This is a genomic window from Caenispirillum salinarum (assembly GCF_044803115.1).
Lineage (GTDB): Bacteria > Pseudomonadota > Alphaproteobacteria > Rhodospirillales > Rhodospirillaceae > Caenispirillum > Caenispirillum salinarum_A.
Window position 1 is genome coordinate 2,831,576 of the sequence record NZ_CP085224.1, and the last position, 13,073, is coordinate 2,844,648.

General features: G+C 69.7%; 12 protein-coding genes and 1 other RNA gene. 2 read left to right on the forward strand and 11 right to left on the reverse strand.

The features are described from left to right. Positions 1-70 precede the first annotated feature (70 nt). From LG334_RS12930 to LG334_RS12955, 6 genes are all read right to left on the reverse strand, one after another. Positions 71-1,480: a sigma-54-dependent transcriptional regulator gene (locus tag LG334_RS12930; RefSeq protein WP_404378668.1), complete on the reverse strand. Its 1,410-nt coding sequence runs from the start codon at positions 1,478-1,480 to the stop codon at positions 71-73. Beyond that, on the reverse strand, positions 1,470-3,833 hold the full coding sequence (locus tag LG334_RS12935; RefSeq protein WP_404378670.1) for an ATP-binding protein: 2,364 nt from the start codon (positions 3,831-3,833) through the stop codon (positions 1,470-1,472). The genes LG334_RS12930 and LG334_RS12935 overlap by 11 nt, the downstream gene beginning before the upstream one ends. 40 nt (positions 3,834-3,873) lie before the next feature. After that, positions 3,874-5,325 carry a nitrogen regulation protein NR(I) gene (ntrC, locus tag LG334_RS12940; RefSeq protein ID WP_404378672.1) on the reverse strand — a complete coding sequence of 484 codons (1,452 nt, stop codon included), beginning with the start codon at positions 5,323-5,325 and terminating at the stop codon, positions 3,874-3,876. Further along, the gene (locus LG334_RS12945; protein WP_404378674.1) at positions 5,322-6,476 is read right to left on the reverse strand and encodes a nitrogen regulation protein NR(II); all 1,155 of its coding nucleotides are present in this window, start codon (positions 6,474-6,476) and stop codon (positions 5,322-5,324) included. Before LG334_RS12945 ends, ntrC begins: the two co-directional genes overlap by 4 nt. Further along, positions 6,476-7,486: a tRNA dihydrouridine synthase DusB gene (gene dusB, locus LG334_RS12950; protein WP_404378675.1), complete on the reverse strand. Its 1,011-nt coding sequence runs from the start codon at positions 7,484-7,486 to the stop codon at positions 6,476-6,478. The genes LG334_RS12945 and dusB overlap by 1 nt, the downstream gene beginning before the upstream one ends. Positions 7,487-7,626: 140 nt before the next feature. After that, complete coding sequence (locus LG334_RS12955) at positions 7,627-8,427, reverse strand: inner membrane protein YpjD (RefSeq protein WP_404378676.1); 801 nt, start codon at positions 8,425-8,427, stop codon at positions 7,627-7,629. 110 nt (positions 8,428-8,537) lie between these two features. Here LG334_RS12955 and LG334_RS12960 point away from each other — a divergent pair, with 110 nt between their 5' ends. Further along, a complete protein-coding gene (locus LG334_RS12960) occupies positions 8,538-9,701 on the forward strand; it encodes a bifunctional 2-C-methyl-D-erythritol 4-phosphate cytidylyltransferase/2-C-methyl-D-erythritol 2,4-cyclodiphosphate synthase (RefSeq protein ID WP_404378678.1) in 1,164 nt (387 codons plus the stop codon). 27 nt (positions 9,702-9,728) lie between these two features. Here the strand turns inward: LG334_RS12960 and LG334_RS12965 are convergent, their stop codons facing one another. From LG334_RS12965 to LG334_RS12985, 5 genes are all read right to left on the reverse strand, one after another. Continuing rightward, entirely contained in the window at positions 9,729-10,544 is an 816-nt protein-coding gene (locus LG334_RS12965; protein ID WP_404378679.1) for a TIGR00282 family metallophosphoesterase, read from the reverse strand. Beyond that, a complete protein-coding gene (locus LG334_RS12970; RefSeq protein WP_404378680.1) occupies positions 10,541-11,143 on the reverse strand; it encodes a 5-formyltetrahydrofolate cyclo-ligase in 603 nt (200 codons plus the stop codon). Before LG334_RS12970 ends, LG334_RS12965 begins: the two co-directional genes overlap by 4 nt. A gap of 42 nt (positions 11,144-11,185) precedes the next feature. Further along, positions 11,186-11,346, reverse strand: a non-coding RNA gene (gene ssrS, locus LG334_RS12975) — 6S RNA. 10 nt (positions 11,347-11,356) lie between these two features. Continuing rightward, a complete protein-coding gene (locus LG334_RS12980; RefSeq protein WP_404378681.1) occupies positions 11,357-11,683 on the reverse strand; it encodes a cell division protein ZapA in 327 nt (108 codons plus the stop codon). 46 nt (positions 11,684-11,729) lie between these two features. Then, positions 11,730-12,527 carry a DUF4164 family protein gene (locus tag LG334_RS12985; RefSeq protein WP_404378682.1) on the reverse strand — a complete coding sequence of 266 codons (798 nt, stop codon included), beginning with the start codon at positions 12,525-12,527 and terminating at the stop codon, positions 11,730-11,732. An 83-nt stretch (positions 12,528-12,610) separates the two neighbouring features. Here LG334_RS12985 and LG334_RS12990 point away from each other — a divergent pair, with 83 nt between their 5' ends. After that, positions 12,611-13,045: a hypothetical protein gene (locus LG334_RS12990; protein WP_404378683.1), complete on the forward strand. Its 435-nt coding sequence runs from the start codon at positions 12,611-12,613 to the stop codon at positions 13,043-13,045. Positions 13,046-13,073 lie beyond the last annotated feature (28 nt).

The window sequence follows — 13,073 nt, forward strand, 5'->3', positions numbered from 1 at the left end:
CCAGCCGGCCCGAACCTTGCGCAAAACGCGCGGAGCTGAGCCGCAGCAGTGTCGAAACGCGCCGGCGCGCCTAGCGCTTGGGCTCCTCGCCGCCGGCCGCCGGGCCGCCGGTGACCCCCAGCGCCTTCAGCTTGCGGTGCAGGGCGCTGCGCTCCATGCCGACGAACTCCGCGGTGCGCGAGATGTTCCCGTTGAACCGCGTGACCTGGCTTATCAGGTACTCGCGCTCGAACATTTCGCGCGCCTCGCGCAGCGGCAGGGCCATGATCTGGCCCGAGTTCTCCAGCCGCAGGACTTCCGGCGTGATGGAGCCGATCTCGGCCGGCAGATGTTCGGCGGTGATGGGCTGGGCGGGGTCGCCGGGCGCCATGATGAGCAGCCAGTCCACCACGTTGCGCAACTGCCGCACATTGCCCGGCCAGCCGTAGCTTTGCAGCGCCGCCATGGCGTCCTCGCCTATTTCACGCGGGGCCATGCCGGCGGCGCGGGCGGCCTGCTCCATGAAGTGGCGGGCCAGCAGCGGGATGTCCTCGCGGCGGTCGCGCAGGTCCGGCATGCGGATGGGAACCACGTTCAGGCGGTAGTACAGGTCTTCGCGGAAGGCGCCCTCGGTGATGGCCTGCTGCAGGTCGCGGTTTGATGCGGCGATGACCCGCACGTCCACCTCCACCCGCTTAGAGCCGCCGACCCGCTCGAAGGTCTGCTCCTGCAGGGCGCGGACGATCTTGCCCTGCGTCTCCATGGGCATGTCGGCGACCTCGTCCAGCAGCAGCGTGCCGCCGTGGGCCTGCTCGAACAGGCCGATCTTGCGCCCGGTCAGGCCGTCCACGCCCGCTTCCACGCCGAACAGTTCCGGCTCCATGCGGTCGGGATGCATGGCCGCGCAGTTGACCACCACGAAGGGCATGTCGGCACGCTTGGACTTGGCGTGGATCAGGCGGGCGCCCACCTCCTTGCCCGAGCCCGGCGCGCCGGTCAGCAGCACGCGCGAGCCCGTCGGCGCCACGCGGTCGATGGCCTGGCGCACCTGGGCGATGCCCGGCGAGCCGCCGACCAGTTCGGGCGGGCCGCCGGCGCGCAGGCGCAGTTCCTCGTTCTCGCGCTTCAGGCTGGCGGCTTCCATGGCGCGTTCGACGAGCAGCAGCAGGCGATCGGACTTGAAGGGCTTCTCGATGAAGTCGTAGGCGCCCAGCTTGATGGCGGAAACCGCCGTCTCGATGGTGCCGTGACCCGAGATCATGACGACAGGGACCGTCGGATGCTCGGCCTTGACCGTCTCCAGCACCTGAAGGCCGTCGATGCGGCTGCCCTCCAGCCAGATGTCGAGAATGATCATGGACGGCGCGCGGCGGCGGATCTCCTCCAGCGCCTCGTCGCCGTCGCCGGCCTCGCGCGGCTCATAGCCTTCATCCTCCAGGATGCCGGCCAGCAGCATGCGGATGTCTGACTCGTCGTCGACGATGAGGATGTCACGCGCCATGGCTATGTGTTCGAACGTCCGGTGAGGCAGAAGCAGAAACGGAAGGCCCGTCGGGCGGGGTAGCGGTCGTGTCAGGCGCACCGCCCGCAGCTGCGGCGGCGCGCGCGGCGGGAAAGACCATGCTGATGCGAGCCCCGCCGTGCTCGCCGTCTTCCAATACCAAGTCGCCCCCGTGGTCTTCCAGGATTTTCTTGACGATGGCGAGCCCGAGGCCGGTGCCCTTGGTGCGGGTGGTGACGTAGGGCTCGGTCAGCCGGGCCCGGTCCTCGCCCGTCGGCAGGCCCTTGCCGTTGTCTTCAACGGTGATGGTCAGGGGGCCGCTGCCCGGATCTTCCGGGGCGTCCACGGACAGGCGGACCCAGCCCTTGGGAAGCGCCTCGCCTTCCGCCGATTTGTCACGCCCCTCAACGGCTTCCGCCGCATTCTTCAGAAGGTTTGTCAGCGCCTGCCCCATCTGCCGCGAGTCGCACTCCAGCGGCACGCGGTGGCTCGGCAGGTCCAGGGTGAAGTCGATGCCCGGATGCGCCGTGCGCTGCGAGAACACCGCGTGGCGCACCAGTTCCACCACGTTCTCGGCCTTCATCACCGGCTGGGGCATGCGGGCGAAGGCCGAGAACTCGTCGACCATCTGGCCGATGTCGCCGACGTGACGGACGATGGTGTCGGTCAGCTTGGAGAACGTCTCGCCGTCCTCGGTCACCTGCTTCAGGTACTTGCGCTTGAGCCGCTCCGCCGACAGCTGGATCGGGGTCAGGGGGTTCTTGATCTCGTGCGCGATGCGGCGGGCCACGTCGGCCCAGGCGGCCTTGCGCTGGGCGCTCTGCAGTTCCGTGATGTCGTCGAAGGTCAGCACGTGGCCGACCACCTGCCCGTCCAGTTCCTCGGCGGTCACCCGCACAAGAAGCGTGAGCGGCCGGTTGCCACGGCGCACCACGATCTCGCGCTGGAGCGTGCGGTCGGGCCGCTGGGAGACCTCTTCCATCAACTCGGCGAATTCGGCAATGGCCTCGCCCACCGGCCAGCCGGACCAGGCGTGCAGGTCGGTGTGGAGCAGCAGGCCGGCGCCGCGGTTCGGCAGGGTGATGCGCCCTTCCGCATCGGTGCCGATGACGCCGGCTGAAACGCCTTCCAGCACCGTTTCCGTGAAGCGGCGGCGCTCGTCCAGTTCGCGGTTGGTGAGCGTCAGGCGGTGGTGCTGGTTGGCGATCTGGCTGGTCATGCGGTTGAACGCACGCCCCAGCGAGGCCACCTCGTCGCTCGCGGCGATCTCGGGCACGCGCACCGAAAGGTCGCCGCCCCGGACCCGCTCGGCGGCGTTGATGAGCGCCACGATGGGGCTCGCCAGCCGGGTCGCCAGCGTCAGGCCGACCCACACGGCGGCCAACAGCAGCAGCATGGCGACGATCATGAAGATCAGCGCAAAGGTGATCTCCAGCCCCGACTGCTGGCCCTGAAGGGTCTTGTACTCCGAGACGGCCTTTTCCGTCGCCTCCATGTGATTGATGACCTGGGGATCGACGAACCGCCCGACATACAGGTAGGAAGCCGGCGTCGTGTCCAGCCGCACGAGCGCGCGGACGCGGTCGTCGGTCTCGCCGGTCAGCACGGCCACCTCGCCGTTGTTGGCCCGCTCCAGCGCCCAGAAGGGTACGTCCTCGAACTGCAGGGCGAAGGTGAAACCGGCGCGGGCGAAGACCTTGCCGTCGGACGAGAACATGATGGCTTCCGACAGGCCGCGGATGGAGGCCTGCGCCTCCAGGAACCGCTCAAGCTGCTGCGTCGACCGCGCAAGCTGCGTCCACTGGCGGTTGATGTCGGATGCCACCGACAGCACCTCGCCGGCCACGGCCTGGCGGTGCTCCTCCATGTAGGCCCGCGCCACGGCCTGGCTTTCGTCCAGCGCCGTCCGCACCCGCTCGCCGAACCAGGTCTGGACGCCCAGATTGAAGAACAGGGCGGAGAATATGGCGACCAGCACCGTCGGCGTCACCGCCACGGCCGAAAACAGCAGCACCAGCCGCACATGCAGGCGCGAGCCCGCCGTGCCCGAGCGATGCTCCAGCCACACCCGGACGATGCGGCGCACGACGATGACCGTCAGTACCAGCAACAGCACCAGGTCAGCCATCAGCAACAGATAGAGCGTGTTGCTCTCCGCAGCCGAAGTGCCCTGGTCGGTCATCACCACGTAGGTGCCGGCGCCCGAGGCGATGGCGGCCAGCGTCAGCAGGATCGCCAGCCGTCGGCCCAGATTGACATGCCGCGCCCACAGGCCCAGGCGCAGGAAGGTGCGCTTGAGCGTCACCCGCGAAGCCGAGGACGTGGACGGGGCGGAGGTCGGATCACTGGTCACTGTCTGGCTCCCGAAGCGGCACCGGCGGGGCGGCGACGCCTCACTTCATGCCGCGCACGACGGAAATGTCGAGGTCGCGGATCTTCTTGCGCAGGGTGTTGCGGTTCAGCCCCAGCACCTGGGCCGCGCGGATCTGGTTGCCGCGCGTGCTCTCCAGCGTCAGCGCCAGCAGCGGCCGCTCGATCTCGCGCAGCACGCGGTCGTAGAGGCCCGGCGGCGGCAGGCCGTCGGAGTGGGCGCCGAAGTACTCGCGCAGATGCCGCTCCACCATGTCGGACAGGCCCTCCGCATCATGGCCGTTGCCGCTGCTGGCGGCGGGCGCCGTGGAGGCGGCGGCCAGTTCCTGCTCGATCACCTCCACCCCGATGATCTCCTGCGAGTACAGGGCGGCCAGGCGGCGCATGAGGTTTTCCAGTTCGCGCACGTTGCCCGGCCAGCGATGTCGCTTCAGGCGCTCCACGGCGGCAGGCTCCAGCGTCTTGGGCGGCAGACCCTCGCCGGTGACCTGCGTCAGGAAGTGGCTGGCGAGTTCCGGGATGTCCTCGCTCCGCTCGCGCAGGGGCGGCAGGCGGATGGGCACCACGTTCAGGCGGTAGAACAGGTCCTCACGGAACAGGCCCTGGCGGATGAGCTGCTGCAGGTCGCGGTGGGTGGCGGCGACGATGCGCACGTTGGCGCGGATGCTGGTGCGCCCGCCGACCGTGGTGTACTCGCCTTCCTGCAACACGCGCAGAAGCCGCGTCTGCGCTTCCGGCGGCATGTCACCGATCTCGTCCAGGAACAGCGTGCCGCCCTCGGCCTGCTCGAAGCGGCCCTGCGCGCGGGCCGTGGCGCCGGTGAAGGAGCCCTTCTCGTGGCCGAACAGCTCGCTCTCGATCAGCTCGCGCGGGATGGCGGCCATGTTGACGGCGACGAAGGGGCCGTTGCGGCGCTTGCCGTAGTCGTGCAGGGCCCGCGCCACCAGTTCCTTGCCGGTGCCCGACTCGCCGTTGATCATCACCGTCAGGTCGGTGGTCATGAGGCGCGCGAGCGTGCGGTAGATTTCCTGCATGGCCGTGGAGCGGCCGATGAGGGGCAGGCTTTCCTCGTCGTCGGCCGCGACCGCCGCGCCGGTGGTGCTGGGCTTGGGCAGGCTGATGGCGCGGTTGACCACGTTCACCAGCTCGGTCAAATCGAAGGGCTTGGGCAGGTACTCGAAGGCCCCGCGCTCGGTGGCCTTCACCGCCGTCAGAAGGGTGTTCTGCGCCGACATGACGATGATGCGCATGTCCGGGCGGATCTTCTTGATGCGCGGGATCAGGTCCAGGCCGTTCTCGTCGGGCATGACCACGTCGGTGATGACCAGGTCGCCCTCGCCGTCCGACACCCAGCGCCACAGGGTGGCGGCGTTGCCCGTGGTGCGCACGTCATAGCCCGCGCGGCCCAGCGCCTGGCTCAGAACGGTGCGGATTCCGTGGTCGTCGTCGGCGACGAGGATGGTCGAGGGTGTCATGGGGTCGGCGTGCTCTTCTTGCGGCCGTCGCGGCGGCCGGTGGTCATGATGGGCAGCATCACCTTGAAGACGGTGCGCCGGGGCTGGCTGTCGAATTCGATGATGCCGCCGTGGTCGTTGACGATCTTTGCCACAAGCGCGAGACCCAGGCCCGAGCCCTTGGGCTTGGTGGAGACGAACGGGTCGAACAGGTGCGGCCGCAGATCTTCCGGGATACCTTCGCCATTGTCCTGGATGGACACGACAAGCGGCAGGTTCATGCGGGTGCGCGAGCCCGGCACGGCGACGCGCACGCCATGCTGGTAGCCGGTGGACAGGATCACCTCGCCACCCTGCTCGGGCGCGGCCTCCACGGCGTTCTTCACCAGGTTGAGGAACACCTGCACCAGCTGGTCGCGGTCGCCCGGCACCGGCGGCAGCGAGGGATCGTAGTGCTCGATGAAGCGCACGCTCTTGCCGAAGCCGTTCTCGGCCACGCGGCGGACGTGCTCCATCACCTGGTGGATATTCACCGGCTCGCGCTGGGGCGGACGGGTGTCGGAGAACACCTCCATGCGCTCCACCAGCTTGACGATGCGGTCGGCCTCGTCGGTGATGAGGCGGGTGAGCACGCGGTCGTCCTCGGACCCGCTCTGCTCCAGCAACTGGGCGGCGCCGCGGATGCCCGACAGCGGGTTCTTGATCTCGTGTGCCAGCAGCGCTGACATGGCCGAAACCGACCGCGCGGCATTGCGGTGCCCCATCTGCTGGCCGATACGGATGGCAAGCGTCTGCTCCACCAGCGCCAGCACAACCCAGCCCACGCGCTCGGCCACAGGCGTCGCCTGCACGGTGACGGTGCGCAGGCCCGTGCGCGGGCTGTCGAGCGTAACGCCGTGTTCCGAGACGCCGTAATTGTCCTCGCTGACCACCTGCACCAGGCCCACGATGGGGCTGTCGCCGGGCAGGAACTCGGTCAGCGGCTGGCCGCACAGGCTGTTGGAGCCCAGGTGGAACAGCTGCTCGGTGGCGGTGTTCACCTGGCGGATGATGCCCTTGTCGTCCAGCACCATGACGGCGGTGGGCAGGGTGTTCAGAACCGATGAGGGGTCGAGCGGCTGCGCATTGCGGCCGCCCTTGGTGGCGTTCTTCAGCACGTTCAGTCTGACCATCAGGCGGCCGCCTTCTCGCGGGCCGCGGTGTCGTAAAGGGCGTCGATCTCAGCCCGCACGGCGTCCGCCTCCTCCAGCACGTTGACGCGCTCGCGGAAGGCGTTGCCGCCGGGAAGACCGGTCGTATACCAGGCAATGTGCTTGCGCGCCACGCGGATGCCCTTGTAGGCGCCATAGTGTTCCAGCAGGGCGTCCAGGTGCTCCAGCAGCACCGCCTGCTGCTCGGCCAGCGGCGGGTCGGGGCGGCGCTGTCCGGTCGCCAGGAAATGCGCCACCTGCCCCAGGAACCAGGGCCGCCCGTGGCAGCCGCGCCCGATCATCACGCCGGCCGCCCCCGAGGCCGCGATCAGCCCGGCGGCATCGTCCAGGCTTTCCACGTCGCCGTTGCCGATGACGGGGATGGACACCGCCTCCACGGTGGCATGGATGGCGCCCCAGTCGGCCGAGCCCTTGTACATCTGGTTGCGGGTGCGGCCATGAACGGTGACCATCGCCAGCCCCTCTTCCTGCGCGATGCGCGCAAGGCGGGGTGCGTTCAGGGCGTCGTGATCCCAGCCCAGGCGCATCTTCACCGTCACCGGCACGGCCGGGTCCACGGCCTTGCGCACGGCCGCCATGATGCGCCCGGCCAGTGCCTCGTCGCGCATGAGCGCCGAGCCCGCGTAGCCCTTGACCACCTTCTTGACCGGGCAGCCCATGTTGATGTCGATCAGCGCCGCGCCGCGGTCGACGTTCATGCGGGCGGCCTCGGCCATCACCTCGGGCTCGTTGCCGGCAAGTTGCACGGCCACGGGATGCTCGTCACCGCAGGCCGTGGACATGCGGAGCGTATCGGCATGGGCGCGGATCATCTGGGCGCTGGCGATCATCTCCGAGAATACCAGCCCGGCGCCGAACCGCTTGACCAGCCGGCGGAACGGCTGATCCGTCACGCCCGACATGGGCGCCAGCAGCACGGGGTTGGCGACGGTCAGCGGACCGATGCGCAAGGGGAAGGCAACTGCGGTCATGCGAACTCTCGGGCTCGGGGGAGCCATGGCCGGACGAAACAGAGCTGCATAATAATTAGGCACACCGCCCATCGCAACAGCAAAGAGGCGGTCGAGTGCACAATATCATGCCGCATCATACCGGATGGCGTGCGAAGGGCTCAGGCCAGCAACACGTCGGTGACGAATTTCACGCCCGGATAGGCCAGCGTCAGCAGCAGGTAGGCCACCAGCACCACCCGCGCCGCCGCGCGCCCCCGCAGGCCCCACAGACGCTGCCCCAGAAGCAGGCCGCCGATCACCACGAAGGCCAGGATGGACAGCGTGGTCTTGTGCGAGACCTGGATCAGTTGGGCGGTCTCCAGATACTGCACCGCCATGCCCGTCGCAAGGCCCAGGCCGAGAACCACCTCGGTGGCCGCCAGCAGGCGGACCTGCAGCCCCTCGCTGTCCATGACCGGGGGCAGGATGGCGGTCAGGGCGTTGCGCTTCTTGCGCTTGAGCGCCCGCTCCTGCAGGAAGGCCGCCAGCGCCGCCACGGCGGACAGCGTCAGCAGGCCGTAGGTGACGACGGAGACACCGATGTGCAGTTCCACCCATGCGTCGGGCACGGGCGCGGCCAGTTGCGGCCCGGCCGCCCAGCGCCACACCACGGCCAGCAGAGACAGGCCGATCATGTAGGGCGCGAGCAGCGGCGCCAGGCGCCAGGCGCGGCGACTGGCGATGGTCAGCAGCAGGAAGAGGGCCATCGAGACAGCGACGGCCACCCAGATCGCCATGGCGAAGCCCGTGTTCCACGGCCCCACCACCTGGCTGGCGGCATGCACGGCCGGACCCGCCACGGCCAGCGCCGCGGCGACCCAGAAGGGCCCGTCGCGTCCCGCCTTCGGCCGCCCGTTGACCACGGCCAGCGGAACAAGCGACAGGACGGCGCCCAGATCGAGGAGAAATCCCGGAATCATGCGGGGACTATAGACACAGGCCCGCGCGAAAAACAATCGCGCCGAGGGGGCGCGGCTGCTACCGTCCGCTGCAAGAGGAAATCCTTGCGCAACAACGGAGAAGAACGGCGATGACGACGGTGGTGGCTCTGGTCGTGGCGGCGGGACGGGGCGCGCGCATGGGCGGCGGCCTGCCCAAGCAGTACCGCCTGCTGGGCGGGCGCCCGGTGCTGCGTCACAGCCTTGGAACGCTGGCCGCCCACCCCTCGGTCGACCATGTCCTGACCGTCATCCATCCCGACGACCGCCCGCTGTACGAAGAGGCCGCCGCCGGCCTGAACCTGGCCGATCCCGTTCCCGGCGGGGCGGAGCGGCAGGACAGCGTGCGCCTGGGGCTGGAAGCCGCCGCCGGCCTGGGCGCCGACGTGGTGCTGATCCACGACGGCGCGCGCCCCTTCGTCGACGCGGGCGTCATCGACCGGGTCGTGGCGGCCCTGACGGACCATGACGGCGCCATCCCGGCCCTGCCCGTCGCCGACACGCTCAAGCGCGGTGACGCCTCGGGCACGATCACGGACACCGTGCCCCGCGACGGCCTGTGGCGTGCCCAGACGCCGCAGGGCTTCCGCTTCGAGGCCATCCGCCAGGCCCACCGCGCCGCCGAGGGCGAGGTGCTGACCGACGACGCCGCCGTGCTGGAAGCCGCCGGCGGAACGGTGGTGCTGGTGCCGGGGGCGGAGTCCAACGTCAAGATCACCACGGGCGAGGACCTGGCCCGCGCCGAGCGCCTGTTCGACCGCCCGCTGGAGCCGCGCACCGGTACGGGCTTCGACGTTCACGCCTTCGCCGCCGACGGCGACGGGGTGCAGTTGTGCGGCGTGCTGGTGCCCTACTCCGCCCGCCTGGCCGGCCATTCCGACGCCGACGTGGCGTGGCACGCCGTCACCGATGCCATCCTGGGCGCCATCGGTGCGGCCGACATCGGCCGCCACTTTCCGCCGACGGACGCGAAATGGAAAGGTGCGGATTCGGCGGTCTTCCTGGCCCACGCCGCCCGGCTTGTGGAGGCGCGCGGCGGGCGCATCGCCCATGTGGACGTGACCGTCATCTGCGAACGCCCCAAGATCGGCCCCTTCCGCAGCGCCATGCGCGCCCGCACGGCCGAGGTGCTGGGCCTTTCGACGGAGCGGGTCAACGTGAAGGGCACGACGACGGAAAAGCTGGGCTTCACCGGCCGCCGGGAGGGCATCGCCGCCCAGGCGGCCGCGACGGTGCTGCTGCCGGCGCTGTTCTGAGGGCCCTGGCCGGGGTGGCGAGCGTCCTCAGACCTCGGGGACCATCTGGCTGAGGCGGCCGCCCAGGCGAAGCGGCTCGACGCGGCGCGCGAGGCCGGAGCGATCGTCGGTCTCCACGAACACGCCGCAGACGGTGGCCGGACCTTCCGCCGGGGCCAGCCGCTCGCCGGGAATCTTGCGGACCAGCTTGCTGACGGCGCCGTCCTTCTTCATGCCGATGACGCTGTCGTAGTCGCCGCACATGCCGGCGTCGGTCTGGAAGGCGGTGCCGCCGGGCAGGATGGCGTGGTCCGCCGTGGGGATATGGGTGTGGCTGCCGACGACAAGGCTCGCCCGGCCGTCGCAGAAGTGGCCGAGGGCGCCCTTCTCGCTGGTGGCCTCGGCATGGACGTCGACCACGATGGCGTCCACCGTCGCGCCCAGGCGAAAGCGGGCGAATTCCTGTTGCAGGGCGGCGAAAGGATCGTCCAGCGGGTCCATGAACAGCCGCCCCATGACCTGCACCACAAGCACCTTCTTGCCGCGCCCGGTGGTGTGGATGCAGGCGCCCCGGCCCGGCGTACCCTGCGGATAATTGGCGGGGCGCACCAGGCGCGGCTGCTTGTCGATGTAGGACAGCATCTCGCGCTGGTCCCAGGCGTGATTGCCCAGCGTGATGACGTCGACGCCGGCCTCAAGCAGGTCCTGGGTGATGCGCACGTTCAGGCCGAAGCCGTGGGCGGCGTTCTCGCCGTTGACGATCACCGCGTCCAGCTTCAGGTCCTGGCGCAGCTTCGGCACGTACTCCTGCACCGCGTCGCGGCCGGACCGTCCGACCACGTCTCCCAGATACAGAAGTCTCATGCCTTTTCCTTTCGCCTGTTCACCACGATGATCCCGCGTTCCGTGGCGATCCAGTCGAGCGGTTCGTCGTGCGCTTCTTCGGGCACCTGGGGCAGCTCCTGCCCCGCATAGGCGACGCCGATGGAGAGAATGTCGGTATCGACGCGCAAAGCTGCCAGGGTGCGGTCGTAAAATCCACCCCCATAGCCGAGCCGGCCGCCGGCGCGGTCGAAGGCGACCAGCGGCACCAGCACGACCGAAGGCGTCACCTCGCCTGCGTCGGACCGGGGATGGCGGGTGCCGAAGACGCCGTCCTCCAGCGCCATGCCGGGATGCCAGCGGCGGAAGGTCAGCGCCGCGTCGCGGGCCCCGACCACGGGCAGGGCGGCCGTCGCGCCCGCCTCCACCACGGCGGTGAGCAGCGGCAGGACGTCGATCTCCTCGCGCATGGGCCAGAATCCGGCGACGACGCTTTGCGGCCCGATGTGCCAGTGTTTGGTCACCACGTCCCGCAGGCCCAGCCCCGCGCGCCCCCGTCCGGCCTGTTCGGCCACGGCAGGACGCCTTGCCAGACACTCGGCGCGCAGGCGCTTCTTGGTCTCGGCAAGGTCGGCGGTCATGGGTCGGGATTACCGGCTGGTGGACGGTGGGGAAGAAAGGGATGCGAAGCCACCCTGGCCGTCGGCTCTACGCGACCTCCACATGGGCCACGAGCAACTACGTGGGTGCCGTGTAGTAAGGCCAGGGCCCTACCAGGGACAGCTCCCTATCTATGATTATAGCCCCCGGGAGTTGTGCGGCCTAACGTACCGGGCAGCCTCGCAGGATCATACCTAGGACTGTTCGAGGCGCTGCGCAACGGTGTTGATGCGCTCGGAGACATTCTCCAGCTTTTCCACCACCTCGGACTCGGCCTGCTCGCGGGCCTCGCCGTCGCCCCTTAGGTGTTCAAGCTCGCCCTGCGCGTCAGTCAGTTCGTCGGCGACCATGAGGGCCGTCATGACCAGCAGCAGGCTGTCGCTGACGGTGCCCACGTCGCGGGTGATGCCGCGCGCCTTGTCGTCGAGCATGCGGCCGAGTTGGAGGATGTGCTCCTCCTGCCCGTCGTCGCAGGCGACGGTGTAGGCGCGCTCGTTGATGGTGACGGTAACCTGCCCCAAGATGTCCCCCTGCGTGGTGTCGACGATGACGCGCCGGCCGCGGCCCTCAGCGCTCCAGGACCGCCTTCAGGCGGCCGATGGTGGTGTCCAGCCGGCCGCTGATGCGTCCCGAGGCCTCCTTGAGGCGCGCGTGGTCGGCCTCCAGCGCCTGGAGACGCTCGGACAGGCGGGTCCGCTCGGCGCGCACCTCCGCCAGTTCGGTGGTCAGACGCTCGACCTCCGCCTTTGCGGCATCCAGGCCGTCCGACGCGCCGGTCTGCGCCTCCAGGTCCGCGGCGCGGGCGGTGGCCTCGGAAAGCTGTTCGGACAGGCGGTCGCGCTCGGCCGTCACGACCTCCACCTGCTCCCGCGCCGCCGCCAGATCGGCCTCGGCGCTGGTCTCGGCCATGGTGCGCAGGCGCTCCACCTCGGCCGACAGGCGGTCGCGCTCGGCCTGGGTGTCGCCCAGTTCCGTGTCCAGGCGCTCGGCCTCGGCCTGAACGGCGCGCAACTCGCCCAGCAATTCCTCGCGATCCTCGGCGGCCTGGCCGCGCTGGGCGTCGGCCATGCGGGCGTTTTCCGCCTGGGCACGGGCGAGCTGGTTGCGCAGAGTCTCGATCTCGGTCTTGAGCCGCCCGTTCTCCTCGGCCAGCGCGGCATCGCCCGAGCGCGCCTGTTCCAGCGCCGCGACGGCCTGGTCGCGATCCTCGGCGGCGCGGTCGCGCTCGGCGATCAGGGCCGCGCGCTCCTCCTCGAAGCCCGTCGCGTTGGCGGCGGCGGCGTCCTCCAGGCGTTGCAGGGCCTCGACCAGGCCCTCCACCGCACCGTCAATCCGCTTGAGCTTATAGATCGCGATATTTTCCAAGGCTCTATCGCTTTATGCTTGAGTTTGATCTAAGATTATTCGCGATTGAACGCCTGCGTCAACCGCACAGGCGTGAGGAAGCCGTGACGTCTGATCCCAACGCGCCACCGCGCATCATCGTCCACACTCCCGCCCATGCGCAGGCGGCCCTGGCTGCCGCGCGGGCCGCTGACCGCTCCGTCATCCTGCAAAGCCCGCCGCGCTGCGCCCTGATCCAGGGGGCCGCCTGGTTCCGCACGCTGATCGAGGCGGCCCGTGCGCAGGTCCCGGATGCGGATGCCCTGGCGGTCCTGGACTGCGGCGACGCGCCGGGCCTGGCGCTCACCGCGTTGCGCGACGGGGCCGAGGCGGTGCGGCTGGAGGCGGCCGATCCCGCCCGCGCCGCCGTCGCCGATATCGCGGACCAGTTGGGAGTCCGGCTCGACGAAGGGCCTGCGGCGCCGGTACTCGATCTTCTGGACGCCCGCGATCCGGCAGAGGCCTGCCGCCGATTTTTCTCAAGCGGGCTGGAGGTGTAGCGCGGCCTCGGGTATGTAGGGGCCAAAC

Bases quoted from the DNA above. Each gene is read 5' to 3' on its own strand.
- LG334_RS12930 (WP_404378668.1), bottom strand. From the start codon at position 1,480: ATGGCGCGTGACATCCTCATCGTCGACGACGAGTCAGACATCCGCATG.
- ntrC (WP_404378672.1), bottom strand. From the start codon at position 5,325: ATGACACCCTCGACCATCCTCGTCGCCGACGACGACCACGGAATCCGC.
- LG334_RS12945 (WP_404378674.1), bottom strand. From the start codon at position 6,476: ATGGTCAGACTGAACGTGCTGAAGAACGCCACCAAGGGCGGCCGCAAT.
- dusB (WP_404378675.1), bottom strand. From the start codon at position 7,486: ATGACCGCAGTTGCCTTCCCCTTGCGCATCGGTCCGCTGACCGTCGCC.
- LG334_RS12955 (WP_404378676.1), bottom strand. From the start codon at position 8,427: ATGATTCCGGGATTTCTCCTCGATCTGGGCGCCGTCCTGTCGCTTGTT.
- LG334_RS12960 (WP_404378678.1), top strand. From the start codon at position 8,538: ATGACGACGGTGGTGGCTCTGGTCGTGGCGGCGGGACGGGGCGCGCGC.
- LG334_RS12965 (WP_404378679.1), bottom strand. From the start codon at position 10,544: ATGAGACTTCTGTATCTGGGAGACGTGGTCGGACGGTCCGGCCGCGAC.
- LG334_RS12970 (WP_404378680.1), bottom strand. From the start codon at position 11,143: ATGACCGCCGACCTTGCCGAGACCAAGAAGCGCCTGCGCGCCGAGTGT.